Consider the following 18,674-nt stretch of genomic DNA (forward strand, 5'->3'; position numbering starts at 1 on the left):
AGATCACGATGAGAGTTCAGGCATGACCAATTTCCGAGGGCGCCTCGCCCCCCTGTTGCTGGTGTCCGCGCTGCTGGCCGGCTGCTCCAGCGAGCCAGACGGCACCAGTCTGGAGCAGTTGCGCCAGCAGACCCATATCCACGGCCTGGCCTTCGATCGCGCCGACAGCGAGCGCATCCTGCTGGCCACCCACCATGGTTTCCATGTCGTCGGTGGCGATGGCCTGGCCCGTCAGGTCTCGAACGAGACCCACGATTTCATGGGCTTCACGCCCCATCCCCAGCACGCCGAGACGCTCTTCTCCAGTGGCCATCCGGCGCGTGGCGGCAATCTCGGCGTGCTGGTCTCCAGTGACGGCGGCCGGAGCTGGGAACAGCGCTCGCCGGGTGTCGACGGGCCGGTGGACTTCCATCAGCTGACCATCAGCGAGGCCGACCCGGACGTGCTCTACGGGGCCTATGCCGGCCGGCTGCAGGTCAGCCGCGACGGTGGCCATGGCTGGCGGGTGCAGGCGGCCGTGCCGGACGGATTGATCGGGCTGGCGGCCTCCAGTCGCGACCCGGAGCATCTCTATGCCGCGACCCAGGCGGGGCTGCTGATGAGCCCGAATGGCGGCCAGCGCTGGCGCCAGCTGCATCCCGAGCGTCGCCCCGTCAGCCTGGTGGTGGCCGATGGCGAGGTGCTCTACGCCTTCATGCTCGGTGTCGGCCTGATCCGCGCCGATGAAGCCACCCGCCAGTGGGAAGTGGTCAACGGCGACTGGGGCGAGCGCTACCTGACCCACCTGGCGGTGGCTCCCGATGATCCTGCCCGGCTCGTGGCGGCGGATGACCAGGGTCGGCTGCTGCTCAGCACCAACGGCGGGCAGGACTGGTCGCCGCTGTGAGCGAGCGCCCCGCACCACCCACGATTGACACTGAAAGGGACATCATATGATCCAGTATCCTCAGATCGACCCCGTGGCCATCGGCATCGGACCGTTGCAGGTCCACTGGTATGGCCTGATGTATGTGGTCGGCTTCGTCGCCGCCTGGTGGCTGGGCCGGCGTCGCGCTCACCGCCTGGGCCTGAACCACGACGACATCGGCGACCTGCTCTTCTATGGCGCCCTGGGGGTCGTGGTCGGCGGGCGCCTGGGCTACGTCCTCTTCTATGGCATGGAGCAGTTCCTGGCCAATCCGCTGTGGCTGTTCAGCGTCTGGGAGGGGGGGATGAGCTTCCACGGGGGCCTGGCCGGCGTGCTGATCGCGGCGCTGCTGTTCGCCCGCAGGCACCGGCTCGCCTTCTTCCAGCTCACCGACTTCATCGCTCCCCTGGTGCCGATCGGCCTGGGGGCGGGGCGCCTCGGCAATTTCATCAACCACGAGTTGCCGGGCCGTGTCAGCGAGCTGCCCTGGGCCATGCCGTTCCCGCACATGGGGCCGGAGCCGCGCCATCCCTCGGCGCTCTACGAGTTCGCCCTGGAGGGTGTGGTGCTGTTTGCCATGCTGTGGTGGCTTTCCCGCGAGCCCCGGCGGAGGGGGCTGATCTCGGGACTGTTCCTGTTGCTGTACGGCGTCTTCCGCTTCGCGGTGGAATTCGTGCGCCTGCCCGACGCCCATATCGGCTTCATCGCCTTCGACTGGGTGACCATGGGCATGCTGCTGACGCTGCCGATGCTCGCGGCGGGTACGGCACTGGTCGCCTGGTCGCGTCGACGGCCGGTGGACGAGGCGAAACGGCCGGAGCCGACCGGGTGTGCCACCCTTCGTTGAGCCTCGCTGTCACGGCAAGAAGGCGTATCGAGATGCTTTCAGCCCCGTTTCAGGGTCGTGGCTTATAACGGAGGCTCCACTGACGACTACAAGAGGGATTCACATGCGTAAGATGCTGCTGGCGATGGCCGTTGGGGTGTTCTCCACCGCCGCCCTGGGTGCGGGGGAGCATGGTGGTGGTCACCAGGGTGACTCGGGCGATGTCCAGGTCGACCGCACCATCAGCTTCGAGGCCGGCGATATGTGGTTCACCCCCGGCCAGCTGGACATCAAGCCGGGCGAGACGGTGAAATTCGAGATCACCAACACCGGCAATCTCGAGCACGAGTTCGTGATCGGTGATGCCCAGGCCCAGGAGGAGCACCGCGAGATGATGCAGGCGATGGGGTCGGGCGGCCACGGCGGCCATGCTGGTCACGGTGGCCACGACATGGCGGAAGGCGCGCACGGTGGCCAGATGCCTTCGGTGACCATCGCACCGGGCGAAACCGCTACCCTGGTGTGGACCGCCTCCCAGGACGTCACCGCCCTGGAATTCGCCTGCAATCTTCCCGGCCACTACGAATCCGGCATGGCGGGAGACATCCACATCCGGGGTTGAACGCATGAAGCTGTTGCTTCTCGAAGACGATGATCTGCTGGCCGAAAGCCTGGCGGAAACCTTGGGAGACGACGGCTATAGCGTCGATTCGGCCACAAGCATTCGCGTGGCCGAATCGTTGATGGCCACCGAGGAGTATGCCCTGGCCATTGTCGACCTCGGCCTGCCCGATGGCTCGGGTCTCGACCTGTTGCAACGCTGGCGTGAGCAGGGGCATCGCTTGCCCATCCTGGTCCTCACGGCCCGCGACACCTGGGAAGACAAGGTCATCGGCCTGCGCCGCGGTGCCGACGACTATCTGACCAAGCCCTTTCACGAGGCCGAATTACTCGCCAGGCTGCATGCCCTGCTCAGGCGGCGGTCGGGCGGCCTGACGCAGATACTGACCGTCAATGGGCTCCAGCTCGACGAGCATACGCAGCGGGTCAGCACGGATGGCGCTACCTGGCAGGTCCTGACGGCCACCGAGTTTCGGCTGCTCCGCTACCTGATGCACCACCCCGATCGCGTGCTCTCCAAGTCGCAACTGCTCGACCAGCTCTACGCCCTGGATCAGGACGCCGCGGCGCCTAATCTGGTGGAGGTCTATATCGGCCGATTGCGCCGTCGACTCGGCAAGGAGGTCATTCAGACACGCCGCGGCCAGGGGTACCTGCTTGCGTCACGTTGACCGGCGCAGCCTGCGCTTTCGCCTGCTCACCTGGCTGGGCGGCGTGGCCGTGATCGTGGTCGGCGTCACCTGGCTCTTGCACGGCATCCTGCTGCACGATCTCGCCCGCGGCTTTCTCGGTGAACGTCTGCGCCAGGAGGCCGAGCACACGCTGCAGCAGTTTCGCCAGGAGCAGGACTCGCTCCCCGCCTGGCTCGAGTCGGCTGGCGGGGGCTACCAGGTCTTCCATCACCTCTATGCGCTGCGGCTGGATGGCGAGATCACCACCTCCCACCCTCGCTGGCTGGCGCCGCTGGAACCCCACCTGAAAGGAGACGACGACACCCTCGTCGATATCCATTGGCAGGGTCGGCAACTGCTGGCCTATCGCAAGGTGTTCACTCTCGATGGCCACTCAGGGGTGCTGCTCATCGGCGAAGATTTCGCCCAGGTGGCGGCGGGGCTGACCACGCTGCACTGGTGGGTGGGGGGAATCGCCGGCGTGCTGCTGATGCTGCTGGTCGCGCTCAATCTGATCGCCGTCAACCGGGGGTTGCGGCCGTTGTCCCGGCTTCAGCGACAGCTCGACGAGCTGCAGTCGGGAGAGCGGGAGCGACTGCGCCTCGACACTCCCTCCGAACTCGACAACCTGGTGGCGCAGCTCAACCGTTTCATGGACGACCAGGACCGGCGGTTGCAACGCTCCCGAGAATCCGTCGCCAACCTGTCGCATGCCCTGAAGACGCCGCTGGCCGCCGTCACCCAGGTGCTGAGAGGCTCCCGTCCCATCGATGACGGGCGTCGCGCGAAAATGCTGCTCCGCCTGGAAGACATGCATGCCCAGCTCGAGTCCGAGCTGCGTCGCTCTCGCATTGCGGGGCCCTATACCGGCCAGCGGACCCTTATCCGGCGCGAGGTCGAGAGATTGATCGACATGTTCGGGGCCCTGCATCCCGACAAGCGCTTTCGCCTCGCGGCAATACCGGCGGCAGAGGCCAGCGTGAGCGTGGAGCGCCAGGATTTCACCGAGATGCTGGGCATCGTTCTCGACAATGCCGGCAAGTGGGCCGATCGCGAGGTGGTCTGCCGTCTGGAACTGGCGGAATCGTTGACGCTCACCGTCGAGGATGATGGCCCCGGCGTCTCCGCGGAAGACATCGCCCTGCTGGGCAGGCGCGGCCTTCGCCTCGACGAAGGCAGGCCCGGCCACGGGCTGGGGCTCTCCATCCTGCGGCAACTGGTCGAGCAGTACGGTGGCGTGCTGAAGTTCGAGGTCGGTGGGCGAGGCGGCCTGCGGGTGGTGATCACCCTTGCGCATGGCGATCCGGGGCCCTGACCGTGCCGTTCAGCCTTGTTTCAGCTTGTTGGGCCACTATCGACTCCTGTTTCATCCCCGACAGGAGACACGCATGGCAAGCTCGAAAGCGGCGGCTTTCCCTCTCTCGCGCCGTCAGCTCCTCATGGGCGGTGCCGCCCTTGGGCTGAGCACGGCCTCCCTGGGTCTGCGGCCGGCCTGGGCCAATCCCTGGGGCCAGGCCAATCCCTACCCCAAGGGGGTGGAAACCGGCCCCGAGGTCTCGCTGGCCATCCGCCGGGAGTCACTGCCCATCGATGGCCGGGCCGCCCGCCCGATCAGCATCAATGGCACCAGCCCCGGCCCCTTGATCCGGCTCAAGGAGGGGCAGGATGCCGTCCTGAGGGTCACCAACCTGCTCGAGGAGCCGACGTCCATTCACTGGCATGGCTTGATCCTGCCGGCGGAACAGGATGGCGTGCCGGGGGTCAGCTTCGCCGGCATCGCACCGGGGGAAACCTTCACCTACCGGTTTCCGGTCCGCCAGAGTGGCACCTACTGGTATCACAGCCACTCGGGGATGCAGGAGCAGCTCGGCCATGCCGGGCCGCTGATCATCGATGCCGCCGAGCGTGAGCCCTTCCGTTACGACCGCGAGCACGTGCTGCTGCTCACCGACTGGACCTTCGAGGACCCGGCCAGTGTCTTCCGTAACTTGAAGACCGCCGAGGGGTATTACAACTTCCAGGAGCGCACCATCGCCGACTTCCTGGCCGACGCACGCGCCGACGGCTTCGCCGACACGGCCAGGATGCGCGCCATGTGGGCCCAGATGCGCATGAGCTCACGGGATATCGCCGACGTCACCGGCAGCACCTATACCTACCTGCTCAACGGGCATGCCCCGGGAGAGAACTGGACGGCGCTGTTCCAGCCCGGCGAGCGGGTTCGCCTGCGTGTGATCAATGGCTCGGCGATGAGCTACTTCGACGTGCGCATCCCCGGGTTGAAGATGACCGTGGTGGCCGCCGACGGCCAGCCGGTACAGCCCGTACCCGTCGACGAGTTCCGCATCGGGGTCGCCGAGACCTATGACGTGCTCGTCACGCCCGAAGCCGATACCGCCTATACCCTGTTCGCCGAGGCCATGGACCGCAGCGGCTATGCCAGCGGCACCCTGGCGCCCCGCGAGGGGATGACGGCGGCCATTCCGGAGCGTAGACGGATTGCCGACCGCGGCATGGAGGCGATGGGCGCGCATGGCGGCATGGACCACTCCAGCATGCCGGGTATGGATCACTCCAATATGCCGGACATGGATCACTCCAATATGTCGGACATGGACCACTCCAGCATGCCGGGTATGGATCACTCCAATATGTCGGACATGGATCATTCCAATATGGCGGGCATGGACCACTCCAGCATGGCGGACATGGATCATTCCAGCATGGCGGGCATGGATCATTCCAATATGGCGGGCATGGACCACTCCAGCATGGCGGGCATGGATCACGCCAGCATGGCGGACATGGACCACTCCAATATGGCGGGCATGGACCACGGCGAAGCCCCGCCTTCTGGAGAAGGCGAGGGCGCCATGCTTCCCGCCGGTGTCGCTCAGCCCGGCTCCCAATACGACCAGGCCGGTATCGGCATCGATCCTGACGAGCGCCGCGTGCTGGTATATCGCGACCTCAAGGCGTTCACGCCGTGGCCCGACCGCCGTGAACCGGGCCGTGAGCTGGAGTTGCATCTGACCGGCAACATGGAGCGCTACATGTGGTCCTTCGACGGCAAGAAGTTCAGCGAGGTCACCGGTCCCATCCACTTCCGCAAGGACGAGCGCCTGCGCCTGATCCTGATCAACGACACCATGATGGAGCACCCCATTCACCTGCACGGCATGTGGATGGAACTGGAGAACGGCGCCGGTGAGCTGATCCCCCGCAAGCACACCTTGAACATCAAGCCGGGGGAGCGGGTCTCGGCCCTGATCACCGCCGATGCCGAAGGCAGCTGGGCGTTCCACTGCCATCTCCTCTATCACATGGATGCCGGCATGTTCCGGGTCGTCAAGGTCTCGTAAGGAGTTCGCATGAAAACCAGCACTGCATTGCCCGTTGCCTGCGCCGCCCTTGCCATGCTGACGGTGACCGGGGCTCACGCCGAGGATGGCTACGACGCCCCGGCCGACTGGCCCTCGCCGATGATGGAACACAACACGGGCGCGGTGCTCTTCGACCGCCTCGAGTATGTCGTTCCCGACAAGGGCGACGAGGCGCTGGTCTGGGATTTCGAGGCCTGGTACGGCGGCGACATCAACCGCGTGTACCTCAAGAGCGAAGGCGAGAACGTCCAGGGCGACGGTGAAAGCGCCGAGTTCGAAGCCCTCGACCTGCGTTACAGCCGCCTGATCGCGGATTTCTGGGAACTCCAGGGCGGTATCGGTTACCAGGGCAACGTCGGCTCGAACGACCATCCCGAGCGCTTCTACGGCGTGATCGGCCTGCAGGGGACGGCGCCCTACCGCATCGAGACCAGCCTCGACCTCAAGGTCAGCGAGGATGGCGACGCCTGGGCGCAGCTCGAGGCCGAGCACGACGTGCGCCTGACCCAGCGCTGGTACCTGCAACCCCGCGCGGAGGTGGTCGCGGCAGGTAGCGAAGTCCCAGAGTTCGGTGTCGGCGAGGGACTCAACTCGGTCAACGCCAGCCTGCGGTTGCGTTACGAGATCACCCGCAGGTTCGCCCCCTATGTCGGCGGCTACTGGGAAAAGCGCTATGGCGACACCGCCGACCTGGCCCGGGCGCGAGGCGGCCATGTGGAAGATACGGGCATCGTGGCTGGCATCCGTGTGCTGTTATGACGTGAGACGCCGTGCGCTTCTGCCCCCGGGCGGCGCCGTGACCTGGGCCTGACCGGAACACGCCGGCGCTTGATCTGCATCAACGCGGTCGGCGTCGTCCATTGCCATACTGGATGTGTCGGCATGCCATTGTCGCGTATCGTCGGACCCCCTTGGCATGAAAGGCACATCTTATTGCCTCTCGAGATGGACGGCGCACCGTTCCCCATCAGTCGCTTACCACATACCGTCACATCCGTTTATCTCGCCACGGCACGGCTGCGTATCTGAGCGCGTCCCTCCTCGACGATACCCAGACACGAGCCGTCCATCGAGTTCGGCCCTTGAGATGGCCGCACTCCACCATGCGAGGTGAACCATGGAACACGACAAGCCCCCCTCCGATTCCGGTGGCCTGCAGCCAATACGCTTCTGGTTGCCGCTGGGACTCTTTCTCGCCTTCGTGGTGTACCTGCTCTGGGCCGAGCACAGGGTTCACTTCATACAGTTTCTGCCATTTCTCATTCTACTGGCTTGCCCGCTGATGCATGTGTTCATGCACGGTGGTCATGGGGGGCATGGTAAACACGGCAAGGGCGGAGGGGATGAGACATGAATGCCGAGCAAAGCGCCTACGGGCTATGGATACTGGTGGTTCTGAACTCGGCGGTATTCATCTTTTTTGCTTTCAGCTTCATCAAGCCCCGCAGCAAGACGGGCTCGCGAAGTCTGAGTGCGACGCAAACTTAGCAGAAGAGGTGCCGGTTGAGCAGGACCGGTACCACACGTGTCAGGAGTCTGCGTCGCCGCTGTCTTTCCCGGTGCGGGTTGAGCTTGGGATGGGATGCATTCATCGTGAAGGGCCTCTCACTCATGTCGTGACCAACGCTTCATCGGCGCCGAAATATCGTCCATGCCGTCAGGTACAGCGGTACGCCGATCAGTGCCAGGGCGAGGGCATGGGGCCACAGGATCTCCATGCCGGCGCCCTTGAGGAAGATGCTCAGGGTGATGTCCAGGTAGTGTCGCAGTGGACTGGCCAGCGACAGCTGCTGGAGCAGGTTCGGCATGCTCTCCACCGGCACCATGGTGCCGGACAGGAACATCAGTGGGAACAGGCCGAAGAAGGCGAGCAGCAGGGCCTGCTGCAGGGTTCGCGAAACCGCCGCCACCAGGACGCCGAGGCCGATGGCACTGAGCAGAAACAGCGCGGTGAGGGCGAAGAACAGCGGCAGGCTGCCTCTGACCGGTACGCCGAACCAGCCGACCAGCGCCAGGCTGGGGAAGAGGGCGATCAGGCCGATCAGCAGGGTGGGCACGGTCTTGGCGATGAACAGTTCGCCACGGCGAATGGGCGTGACCATGAGCTGCTCGATGGTGCCGACCTCTTTCTCCCGGACGATGGAGGCGGCAGGGTGGACAACGCCGATCATCAACCCCGCCAGGGCGATCATCGCCAGTACCGTGAAGCTGACGTTGGTCTGGTCCGGGTTGTACCAGGTGCGCAGTTGCGGTGCTACCGCCGCTAATTGTCGCGCGTCGAGTGTCCCCTGGCGCATCCGGAAGCCCTCCACCGTCTGCAGCGCATAGCCACGGGCGACGGCGGCCGTGTTGGCGTTGCTGCCATCGGCCAGGAACTGCAGTGCCTGACCGCCGCCGCGCTGGAGTTCGCGCTCGAAAGCGACGGGGATGACCAGTACCGCCTGTGCCTCACCGCGTTCCAGGTACGGCTCGGCCGCCGCAACATCGCGCAGGTGCGCCACCAGACGGAAGTTGCCGCCTGCGACGAAGTCATCGATCAGGCGGCGGCTGGCCGGGCTCTCGTCGGCATCGACCACCGCCAGCGGCAGGTCGCGCATCTCCATGCCCAGTGCGTAGGCGCAGATCACCACTTCGATGGTGTAGAGCCAGAAGATCAGGAACAGCACCACGGGATCGCGGAAGAACTGGATCAGCTCCTTGTGCAACAGGCTCGACAGGCGCATCAGGCCACCTTCTTCTTCAGCCGCCAGGCCGCCAGGGCGAAGACCAGCAGGGTGTAGACGGCGACGATGGCGATGCTCGGCCACAGCACCTCGAGCCCGACGCCCTTGAGCACCACGCCACGGGAGATATCGACGAAGTAGCGGCCCGGAAAGGCCAGGGTGTAGAGCTGGACCACATAGGGCATGGTGAAGATCGGAAACAGCATGCCCGAGAACAGGATGGAGGGCATCAGGGTCACGATCAGCACGGCCAGCAGGGCGACCAGCTGGGTACGGGTCACGGCCGACACCAGCAGGCCGATCCCCAGGGTACAGAGCACGTACAGCAGCGATATCGCCAACAGGAAAGCGACGCTGCCCCGGAACGGCACCCCGAACCAGAGAAAACCGACGGCGATCACCATCGCCATCTGCACGAAGGCGATGATCGCGTAGGGAATCAGCTTGCCGGCGAGAAACTCGACGGAGGAGAGCGGCGAGGCATAGATCTGCGCAATGGTGCCGGTCTCCTTCTCCCGCACCAGGGCGAGCGCGGTGAGCAGCGGCGGGAAGGCCATCAGGATCACGGCATAGAGGCCGGGCACCACGGTGTGCACGCTGCTGAGCGAGGGGTTGTACCAGACGCGGGTTTCCAGCTGCAGGGCCGGCGGCCCCGCTGCATGGCCGAAGCCGCTGGCGATGGCCAGCGCATGACTGCTGACCAGCGTCGCCGTGGCGGAATAGGTGCCGTCCACCAGCAGTTGGAGCGGGCTCGGCTCATGGCGGGTGAGGGCGCGTTCGAAACCAGGCGGGATGATCAGCGCCAAGCGGATCTCGCCGCGTTGCAGGGCTCGCTCCACTGCATGCGGGTCGGTCAACTCACGCTCGAGTTGGAAGACGCCGCTCGCCGTGAACGCTTCCGTGAGTTGTCGACTGGCGGGGGTGTGGTCCTCATCCAGTACGCCCAGGGTGATGTCGTCGACATCGAGCGTGATCGCATAGCCGAACAACAGCAGCATGATCAACGGCATGATCAACGCGACCCCGACGGTGATCGGGTCGCGCAGTACGTCTTTCGCCTCCTTGGTCGCCACGGCGGCGATGCGCCTCGGGTTCATGATGCCAGCTCCCGCTGTGCGTGCTCGATATGGCCGAGGAAGACCGCTTCCATGCCGGCATCGGCCGGAAGCCGCAATGCCTGGCGCAGCTGCTCGAGGGTGCCAAGGGCGACCAGGCGGCCCTGGTGCATCAACCCCAGACGGTGGCAGTAGCTCGCCTCTTCCAGGTAATGGGTGGTGACGAACACCGTCATGCCGCCGCTGGCCAGGGTCTGGATCAGCTGCCAGAAGCGCTGACGGTTGAGCGGATCGACGCCGGAGGTAGGCTCGTCCAGAAACAGCACGGCCGGGCCGTGCAGGATGCTGCAGGCCAGCGCCAGGCGCTGGCGTACCGCCGCCGACAGCTCACTGACCCGGCGTGCCTCCATCCCGGTCAGGGCCGTCATCCCACTGGCCCACTCGATCGTCTGGCGTCGACGCTTGCCGCCAAGGCCGTAGGCGCCGGCGAAGAAGCGCAGGTTTTCGGCCACCGTGAGATCCGGGTAGAGCGAGAAGCGCTGCGACATGTAGCCGATGCGGCTACGCAGGGCACGTGCCTGCCGGTTCACCGAGAGGCCGGCGACGAAGGCCTCGCCATCGCTGGGCATCAGCAACCCGCAGAAGACCCGGATCAGGGTGGTCTTGCCGGCCCCGTTGGGTCCCAGCCAGCCGATCACCTCGCCCGGCGGCACACTGACCGAGACTCGGTCAACGGCAGTGAAGTCGCCGAACCGCACGCAGAGTCGTTCCGCCCGCACCTCGCCACCCTGCGTTTCCATGACGGCCGGTGACACCGGCGGCGGCGCTGCTGCCGCTGCTGTGCTCAGGGCGATGAAGGTCTCCTCCAAGCCTGGCTCGGCAGGCGTCAGAGTGGCGAGCCCGCGCAGCCGCGCCAGGGTGGCCGGCGGCAGGTCGGCACCGGCATGCAACTGGATGCGCAATCGGTCCGCCAACCACTGCAGATTCAGCACCTCGGGGGCATCGCGCAGGATGGCCTGCACGGCGGCGGTCATGGCGGTCCGCACCTCGTAGATCCGCCCCTGGACCCGGGCACGCAACTGCGCCGGGGTGTCCACCGCCAGCACCCGGCCCTGGTCGAGAAAGGCGAGCCGGTCACAGTATTCCGCTTCGTCCATGTAGGGGGTGCTGACCACCACCGTGCTGCCGTGTTGCTGGTAACGCCGCAGCAGTTGCCAGAGCTCACGGCGCGACACGGGATCGACGCCCAGGCTGGGCTCGTCGAGCAGCAGCAACGGTGGGGCATGAATCAGGTTGGCGCACAGCGAGAGCTTCTTGCGCATGCCGCCGGAGAGCTTGCCGGCGGGTCGGTCGAGGTAGGCCTGTAGCCCGGCCATGGCCAGCAGTTCGTGGCTGCGGCCGGCAAAATCCTGCGCCGCGACGCCGCGGATACGGGCGGCAAACTGCAGGTTCTCGAGGACGCTGAGCCGGTCATAGAGCGTGAAGCCCTGTGACATGTAGCCGACCCGGGCATTCACCTCGGCCGCCTGGCGCACCGTGTCGAAGCCGAGCACCGTCGCCTGACCCTCGCTGGGATCCAGGATCGCCGCCCACAGCTGCATGAGCGTGGTCTTGCCGGCGCCGTCCGGGCCCAGCAGCCCGAAGATTTCGCCCTGCTGGACCGCCAGCTCGACCCCTGTGAGCACCTGGCGGCCGGCGAAGCGCCGCCCCAGCCCGGTGGTGCGGATCACTGCGGTCATGGTGGCACGACCAGGGTGTCGGGCCACGGTGCCTCGTCCTGCCAGCGGAGCCAGGCGTCGGCCGGCATGCCGGGCTTGAGCACGCCGTCGGGATTGGTGACCCGCAGGGTCACTCCGAAGACGGTACGCGCCCGCTCGTCGGGCAGGTGAGTGTCGCGTGGGGTGAACTGGGCCTGGCCGTCGATGGCACTGACCTCGGCTTCGAAGTAGCGGTTCGGGAAGGCATTGACCCGCACCCGGGCCGGGGCACCGAGCCGAACCCGGCCCAGCACCTGTTCGGTCACGTAGATCTTCAGCCGGGGGCGGCCCAGGTCGACCAGCACGCCCAGTGACTGTCCCGGCGCGACCACCTCGCCGATCTCCACCGCCTTGACCAGCACGGTGGCATCGAGGGGGCTGCGCAGCAGCGTCTTGTCGAGCTGGAGGGCGAGCTGGCTGCGTTGCTGCCGCAGCGCCTCCAGATTGGCGGTGGCCTCTGCTCGCTGCGCTTGCAGTACCTCGACTTCGCCCGACGCCTCGCGGCGGCGATCTTCGCTGTGCTCCAACTGCTGCGCGGGGATCGCGCCGGTGCGACGCAGGGTGCGCGCGCGTTGCAGCTCGGCCTCGGCATTGCCGAGATGGTGGCGTGCCGTGTCGAGCATGCGCTCGAGCCGAACCACTGCCTGTTCACCGGCACTCAGGCGCGCCTCGAGTTCGGCCTGTTGCAGGCGAATGAGGCGATCGTCCAGGCGGATCAGCTCGGCCCCCTCGCCGACGGTCCGGCCCTCGACCAGAGAACTTTCCACCACGCGTCCGGGGATTTCGGCGGCAAGGCGGATCTCGGTGGCTTCGATACGGCCACTGCCATACAGCAAGCCGGGCGGCAGTTCCGCCGGTCGCAGCGCCAGGAAGCCCAGATAGCCGCCGGCGGCGAGCAGCATGATCGCCGCGATCGTCCACAGCGAGTATCGCATTGCCGCTCCTATTGTCTCTGCACCTCCCCCCCCCTTCATCTCGGGAGAGGTGTCGGCTGGAGAACCCTCCCACGATCAGTCCGCATTCGCTGCCGACATGGCAGGATCATGAACCCTTCAGAGATCCCGGGCGCGGTTGGTCTGGTGGACCAGGCGCATCGCTTCATGCTGCTCCAGCTTCAGCAGCTCACCGATCAGCTCGCGCGTCTCGGGAATCTCGGCACGCCCCTCGAGATAGCGGTAGAAGCCGATGACCTGACTGTGGAGATCGAAGATTTCCTGGCAGATCTCGTCGAAGCTCATCTCCGCATAGGGCGCGCTGCACGACAGGTGGGACTTGATGGGCGCGTAGGAAATGTAGTCGTAGAGCCAGGTATTCAATGCCTTGGGGGCGGCCTGCCCCTCGAAGCCGGCCACGGCCCTTTCCAGGGCCGCCTCGTGTTCCGCCAGATACTCCAGCAGCCACTTGGCGCGCTCTTCCTCCTGCTGTGTTGAGCAGTGCTGCAGGCACTCAGCCAAGTGTTGATGCAATGCCCGTGTCCACTCGACCACATCGTGAAAGGTTGAAACGTACATCGGTCGATCTCGCTTGAGGAGCCGGGGGGATGGCTCAGGTGAGGAGGTAACAACGTTTTCAGCGTAGTCCAATGGCTCCCGGGTCGGCTTGATCCGCGTCAAGGCGAGCTGTGCTGGCCAGCCCGCATGTCCCATCGAGGTCGTCAAGATTGCCTGGCACCGATCACCATGGAACACTGCGTCTCTAGTCGGTAGCCAAGCTGGTCCGCTGGGCGCTGTCGACGCCGTACCTGTTCCGGAGGTAAGTCATGGCGGTGGGACCATCCAGGCCTGGCGGGCTGAAGCGGGGACTGGCCACGCCGGAGTTCAACGTGACGCTGTTCGCCTTTCTGCTGAACTATCCGTGGGAGTTCCTGCAGGTGCCGCTCTTCGCCGGCATGCCGACCATGACGCACTGGGACGCGGTGCGCTTCTGCACCCGGGCGGCACTGGGGGACGTGCTCATCGCGCTCGTGGCCTTCTGGAGCGTGGCGGCTGTACGGCGGCGGGCCTGGATTCGTTGTCCCGATGCCCCGGCGCTATTCGGCTTCGTGGCAGTCGGCGTCGCGATCACGATAGGACTGGAGTGGCATGCCACCGTGCTCCAGGACCGCTGGCAATACGCTGAGCTGATGCCCACCCTCCCGCTGCTGGGAACGGGGCTGGCCCCACTGCTGCAGTGGCTCGTCTTGCCGCCGCTGCTCGTCTGGCTGGTGCATCGCCAGATGCTCGGCGAGCGTTGGCTGATGGCGTGCGGCGAGCGTGCCGGTGCGGGAAGCGAGGTTCAGGAGTGACGGGTGCCAAACGTCGTCGGCCCTGGCGCCGGTTGCTGCTGCTGCTCGGCATTGTGCATCTGGTGGGCCTGGCCTCGTCGGTGGACGCCATGATGTCGAGCCGCACCGCCCAGGGGGCCATTGCCTGGATCGTGTCGCTCAATACCGTGCCCTATGTGGCGGTGCCCGCCTATTGGGTCTTCGGGCGCACCAAGTTCCAGGGCTATGCCACCTCGCGGCGTGACGAGGACTCTGAGCTGACCAGGGCGTTGGCTGACAAGCTGGCCGAGCTGCGTTCGCACCGAGTGGCGGCGGCCCAGAGCGACAAGCACCTGGCCGGAGTGGAGCAGTTGGCCAGGCTGCCCTTTCTCGGCAGCAACCGGGTGGAGCTCTTGATCGATGGCGCACAGACATTCGAGAGCCTGTTCGCCGGCATCGAGTCGGCGGAGCGCTATCTGCTGGTGCAGTTCTACATCGTCAGGGCCGACGAATTGGGGCTGGCATTGCAGGCGCGACTGATCGAACGGGCCCGGCAGGGGGTCGAGGTCTATTTTCTCTATGACGAGATCGGTAGCTATGCACTGCCGGGCGCTTACCTGCAGACCCTGGAAGATGCCGGCATCAGGGTCCACCGTTTCCACTCCACCCGGGGGCTGGGTAACCGCTTCCAGTTGAACTTCCGCAACCATCGCAAGATCGTCGTGGCCGACGGTGTCAGGGCCTGGGTCGGCGGTCTCAACGTCGGCGACGAATACCTGCAGGGTCACCCCCGTATCGGGCCATGGCGGGACACGCACCTGATGATCGAGGGGCCGGCCGCCCTGGCACTACAGCTGGTATTCCTCGAGGACTGGCACTGGGCCACCGAGGAGCTCCCCGACCTGCCTTGGGAACCGGTGGTGCCGTCGCACCACGCCACCCCGGTGTTGATCCTGCCCTCGGGGCCGGCGGATCGTTTCGAAACCGCCAGCCTGATGATCCAGCAGGCGATTCATGCCGCCCACGAGCGGATCTGGATCTCGAGTCCCTATTTCGTACCCGACGAGGGCGTGCTGTCGATGCTCAAGCTGGCCGCCCTGAGTGGGGTGGACGTGCGCATCCTGATCCCGGAGCGGCCGGACAACCCCCTGACCTACTTCGCCGCCTATGCCTTTCTCGGGCCGCTGCTGGAGGCCGGGGTCGAAGTGCGTCGCTTCCAGGAGGGCTTCCTGCACGGCAAGGCCTTCCTGGTGGATGATGTCGGTGCCGCCGTGGGAACGGTGAACCTGGACAACCGCTCCTTCCGGTTGAACTTCGAGGTGACGGCGCTGGTAATGGACCCGGCGTTCGCCGCCGAGGTCGAGGCGATGTTCGAGGAGGACTTCGCTCGAGCCCGGCAGATGCGGCGCGAGGACATCGAAGACCAGCCGCTCTGGCACCGGGTGGCGGCGCGGGCGGCCCATCTGCTGGCGCCGGTGCTGTGATCGCCGGCTGCCAGGGGGGCAGGGGGACAGGGGGACAGGGCCCTGCGTAAGGTTGGGGAGGCCTTTGTGACAAAACCCAACAGTGTTCCTGCTCATGATCGGGGCGCTCCCCCGGTACACTGTTCGCATGATGATTTCGCCGAGGTCTCGCGGACCGCGGCAACATGGATGAGGCGAGAAGATGGCAATGGCGAGATGTAATCCTGGGATGTCGGGGCAAGCCCCGCGGTGGTTGAGGCGGACCCTGGGCGGCCTGCTGGCAGCCGGTGGCCTGCTCTTCTCGGCCGGTACCCTGGCCGAAGAGGAGCCCGAGTGGCCCAGAGGGCATTACCCGTTGCCCGCGGAAGGCGACGTGATCGGCGAGGTCTACACCGTCGAGACCCGCGGGGACGAGACGCTGCTCGACGTGGCCCGCGAGCACAACGTGGGCTACGAGGAGATCCGCCGGGCCAATCCGGAGGTCAGCATCTGGGTGCCGGGCGAAGGCACCGAAGTGGTGATCCCGGCACGCTTCATTCTGCCCGATACCGAGCGCACCGGCGTCGTGATCAACATCGCTGAACTGCGCCTCTACTACTTTCCCGAGACGAAGACGGGGGAGGCGCCGCGGGTCGAGACCTACCCGATCGGCATCGGCCGCGAGGGCTTCGACACGCCCCTGGGGGTAACCAAGACCACCATGCGCCTGGAGGATCCGGCCTGGTACCCCCCGCGTTCGGTTCGCGAGGAGGCCGCCGCGCGCGGCGAGTCGGCGCCGGGGGTGGTGCCGCCGGGGCCCGACAACCCCCTGGGCCGCCACGCCATCCTGCTCGACATCCCCGGCTACCTGATCCATGGCACCAACCAGCCCGACGGCGTCGGCATGCGTGCCAGCCGTGGCTGCATCCGCATGTTCCCGGAGGACATCGCGTCGGTGTTCGGTCGCGTGCCGGATGGCACCCGGGTCGAACTCGTCGACCAGCCGATCAAGGCCGGTTGGGCCGATGGCACCCCCTATGTGCAGGCCTATGCCGCGCTCGAGGATCAGGAGGAGGGCATGGCGGCGCTGCTCGAGACGCTCTCCCTGCTCGAGCGGGCCGACGACGGAGCCGCCATGGTGCTCGACTACGAGCAGCTGCGCCGCCTGCTCGACGCCCCCGATGGCCGGGTCGTCGCCCTGGAGCCGCCCCCCGAACCCGAGAAGGCACCCGCCGCCGACAGCGGCAACGGCTTCCTCGACGAGGTCAAGGTCTAGCGAGCCCGGTCGGTGGCCGCCCCGTGCGCCTCGGCAAAGGAGACCAGGCGACGCTGCTCCTCATCCCACAGCACGAGCCGCACCGACTCGAGGCTTTGCCCCAGGGTGAGGCGGCCGATATGGCGGAGTGCGGGATGGTCGCGCAGCACTTCGGGCAGCCGATAGGAGGGGATGCGGCTGCAGAGGTGATGGACATGGTGGATCCCGATATTGGCGGTGATCCAGCGCAGGGGGCCCGGCAGGTCATAGTGGGAGCTGCCGTACAGCGCCGTCTCGTGGAACGTCCAGTCGGCGTCGTGCTCCCACAGGGTGGCCTCGAACTGGTGCTGGACATAGAACAGCCAGACGCCGATCGATGAGGCGAGAAGCGTGATGGGCAGTTGCACGAGCAGGAAGGGGATCACGCCGACCAGCCAGATCATGGTGGTGACGAGCAGCGCGATCGCCGCGTTGGTGCTCATGGTGCTCAGCCAGGGCATCCAGCCTGCGCGCATGAAGCCCACTGGCAGGCGATGGTCCAGGATGAACAGGTACGTCGGGCCGACACCGAACAGCACCAGCGGGTGCCGATACAAGCGATAGAGGAGCCGCTGCGTTCGCGGCAAGCCCCGGTACTCGCGCACGGTCAGGGTGTCGATGCCGCCGACACGCGGGCGATCGAGATTGCCGGAGCCGGCATGGTGGAGGGCATGGCTGTGCCGCCAGAGATCGTAGGGCGTCAGGGTCAAGACGCCGATGGCTCGGCCGACCCAGTCATTGGCATGTCGGGAACGAAAGAATGACCCGTGGCTGCAGTCGTGCTGGATCATGAACAAGCGCACGAGAAAGCCCGCGGCGGGCACGGCGAACAACAGGCCAAGCCAGTAGCCGGCGCTCAGGGTGCCCCACATCAGTATCCAGAGGGCGGCGAAGGGGATCACCGTGACCGTGAGTTCCACGATGCTGCGCGCCAGGCGCGGCGTGCGGTACTCGCCCAGGGCGCGCTTCAATGCCCGTGGCTCGGCGGTGATGTCGATAGTCGGCGCTGAGAGATCCATGAATCGTAGGTTGGTGTCCGGCACGCACGAAGTCTGTACGGTACCGCACCCTCCGGTGGAGGAACCGTCTCCACCTACCGCTGCCGAGGTGCCGTCGGTAGCGCCTCCACCAGCCCCAGCGCCACGCAGATCCTGACCAGCTCGGCGAGGTTGGCCGCCCCCAGCGCCTTCATGGCGCGCAGCCGGTAGACCTCCACGGTCTTGGCGCTGACGCCGAGGTGGTCGGCGATCTCGCGGCTGGTCATGCCCTCGGCCACGTGCACCAGGATCCGCTGCTCCTTGGGGCGCAGGGTGGCGTAGCGCGCCTGGAGGGCCTCGAGCCGTGATCGGGCCAGGCGCTCGCGCTGGTGCTCGGCCAGCGCCTGCTGCACGCAGTCGATCAGCTGCTGGTGGTTGAAGGGTTTCTCGATGAAGTCGAAGGCGCCGGCCTTGAGCGCCGCCACCGCCATGGGCACGTCGCCGTGGCCGGTCATGAAGATCACCGGGGTGGCGTCGCCGCGCTCGTTGAGCCGTTGCTGCACCTGCAGGCCGGACAGGCCGGGCATGCGCACGTCGAGCAGGATGGCGTCGTGGGCCTCGGGCAGGGTGGCGAGGAAGGCCTCGCCGTCGCCGTAGGCACGCGTCGACAGGCCCACCGATTCCAGCAGCCAGGCGAGGGAGTCGCGCAGGGCCTCGTCGTCGTCGACCACGGCGATACAGGGCGGGGGACTGGCGGTCTCGGTCACGCGGGGCTC

At 66.4% G+C, this 18,674-nt stretch carries 18 protein-coding genes; 11 read left to right on the forward strand and 7 right to left on the reverse strand.

The features are described 5' to 3' along the window. Nucleotides 1-22: 22 nt before the first annotated feature. The 8 genes from C1H66_RS21020 to C1H66_RS21055 all read left to right on the forward strand — a co-directional run bounded on the left by C1H66_RS21020 (nt 23) and on the right by C1H66_RS21055 (nt 7,762). The gene (locus C1H66_RS21020; RefSeq protein ID WP_102629820.1) at nt 23-886 is read left to right on the forward strand and encodes a WD40/YVTN/BNR-like repeat-containing protein; all 864 of its coding nucleotides are present in this window, start codon (nt 23-25) and stop codon (nt 884-886) included. Between the two features lie 46 nt (nt 887-932). After that, a complete protein-coding gene (gene lgt / locus C1H66_RS21025) occupies nt 933-1,754 on the forward strand; it encodes a prolipoprotein diacylglyceryl transferase (RefSeq protein WP_102629821.1) in 822 nt (273 codons plus the stop codon). A 103-nt stretch (nt 1,755-1,857) separates the two neighbouring features. After that, nucleotides 1,858-2,355, forward strand: a complete 498-nt coding sequence (locus C1H66_RS21030; protein WP_102629822.1) for a cupredoxin domain-containing protein — start codon at nt 1,858-1,860, stop codon at nt 2,353-2,355. Between the two features lie 4 nt (nt 2,356-2,359). Next, a complete protein-coding gene (locus tag C1H66_RS21035) occupies nt 2,360-3,025 on the forward strand; it encodes a response regulator transcription factor (protein WP_102629823.1) in 666 nt (221 codons plus the stop codon). Next, nucleotides 3,012-4,340 (forward strand): sensor histidine kinase, encoded by a 1,329-nt coding sequence (locus C1H66_RS21040; protein WP_102629824.1) that lies wholly within the window; start codon nt 3,012-3,014, stop codon nt 4,338-4,340. The genes C1H66_RS21035 and C1H66_RS21040 overlap by 14 nt, the downstream gene beginning before the upstream one ends. A gap of 73 nt (nt 4,341-4,413) precedes the next feature. Beyond that, nucleotides 4,414-6,387, forward strand: coding sequence for a copper resistance system multicopper oxidase (locus tag C1H66_RS21045; protein WP_102629825.1), 1,974 nt, complete (start codon nt 4,414-4,416; stop codon nt 6,385-6,387). 9 nt (nt 6,388-6,396) lie between these two features. After that, nucleotides 6,397-7,167, forward strand: a complete 771-nt coding sequence (locus C1H66_RS21050) for a copper resistance protein B (protein WP_102629826.1) — start codon at nt 6,397-6,399, stop codon at nt 7,165-7,167. Nucleotides 7,168-7,525: 358 nt separating this feature from the next. Beyond that, entirely contained in the window at nt 7,526-7,762 is a 237-nt protein-coding gene (locus C1H66_RS21055) for a DUF2933 domain-containing protein (RefSeq protein WP_102629827.1), read from the forward strand. 274 nt (nt 7,763-8,036) lie between these two features. Here the strand turns inward: C1H66_RS21055 and C1H66_RS21065 are convergent, their stop codons facing one another. The 5 genes from C1H66_RS21065 to C1H66_RS21085 form a co-directional block, all read right to left on the reverse strand. Further along, nucleotides 8,037-9,131, reverse strand: coding sequence for an ABC transporter permease (locus tag C1H66_RS21065; protein ID WP_102629828.1), 1,095 nt, complete (start codon nt 9,129-9,131; stop codon nt 8,037-8,039). Further along, nucleotides 9,131-10,228, reverse strand: a complete 1,098-nt coding sequence (locus C1H66_RS21070) for an ABC transporter permease (protein WP_102629829.1) — start codon at nt 10,226-10,228, stop codon at nt 9,131-9,133. Before C1H66_RS21070 ends, C1H66_RS21065 begins: the two co-directional genes overlap by 1 nt. Next, a complete protein-coding gene (locus tag C1H66_RS21075; RefSeq protein ID WP_102629830.1) occupies nt 10,225-11,925 on the reverse strand; it encodes an ATP-binding cassette domain-containing protein in 1,701 nt (566 codons plus the stop codon). Before C1H66_RS21075 ends, C1H66_RS21070 begins: the two co-directional genes overlap by 4 nt. Continuing rightward, on the reverse strand, nt 11,922-12,878 hold the full coding sequence (locus tag C1H66_RS21080; RefSeq protein ID WP_170064210.1) for an HlyD family secretion protein: 957 nt from the start codon (nt 12,876-12,878) through the stop codon (nt 11,922-11,924). Before C1H66_RS21080 ends, C1H66_RS21075 begins: the two co-directional genes overlap by 4 nt. 117 nt (nt 12,879-12,995) lie before the next feature. Continuing rightward, the gene (locus C1H66_RS21085) at nt 12,996-13,454 is read right to left on the reverse strand and encodes an ATPase (protein WP_102629832.1); all 459 of its coding nucleotides are present in this window, start codon (nt 13,452-13,454) and stop codon (nt 12,996-12,998) included. A 311-nt stretch (nt 13,455-13,765) separates the two neighbouring features. Between C1H66_RS21085 and C1H66_RS21090 the strand changes: the two genes are divergently transcribed. The 3 genes from C1H66_RS21090 to C1H66_RS21100 all read left to right on the forward strand — a co-directional run bounded on the left by C1H66_RS21090 (nt 13,766) and on the right by C1H66_RS21100 (nt 16,903). Then, nucleotides 13,766-14,227 (forward strand): hypothetical protein, encoded by a 462-nt coding sequence (locus tag C1H66_RS21090; RefSeq protein ID WP_205738717.1) that lies wholly within the window; start codon nt 13,766-13,768, stop codon nt 14,225-14,227. Continuing rightward, nucleotides 14,224-15,669 (forward strand): cardiolipin synthase, encoded by a 1,446-nt coding sequence (gene cls, locus C1H66_RS21095; RefSeq protein WP_102629834.1) that lies wholly within the window; start codon nt 14,224-14,226, stop codon nt 15,667-15,669. The genes C1H66_RS21090 and cls overlap by 4 nt, the downstream gene beginning before the upstream one ends. Before the next feature lie 208 nt (nt 15,670-15,877). Beyond that, complete coding sequence (locus C1H66_RS21100; RefSeq protein ID WP_181423462.1) at nt 15,878-16,903, forward strand: L,D-transpeptidase family protein; 1,026 nt, start codon at nt 15,878-15,880, stop codon at nt 16,901-16,903. Here C1H66_RS21100 and C1H66_RS21105 read toward each other — a convergent pair. Both C1H66_RS21105 and C1H66_RS21110 read right to left on the reverse strand, forming a co-directional pair. Next, nucleotides 16,900-17,940, reverse strand: a complete 1,041-nt coding sequence (locus C1H66_RS21105; protein WP_102629836.1) for a fatty acid desaturase — start codon at nt 17,938-17,940, stop codon at nt 16,900-16,902. The genes C1H66_RS21100 and C1H66_RS21105 overlap by 4 nt on opposite strands. 74 nt (nt 17,941-18,014) lie before the next feature. Next, on the reverse strand, nt 18,015-18,665 hold the full coding sequence (locus tag C1H66_RS21110) for a response regulator transcription factor (protein WP_102629837.1): 651 nt from the start codon (nt 18,663-18,665) through the stop codon (nt 18,015-18,017). Nucleotides 18,666-18,674: the final 9 nt, after the last annotated feature.

The organism is Halomonas heilongjiangensis (assembly GCF_002879645.1).
GTDB classification, from domain to species: domain Bacteria; phylum Pseudomonadota; class Gammaproteobacteria; order Pseudomonadales; family Halomonadaceae; genus Halomonas; species Halomonas heilongjiangensis.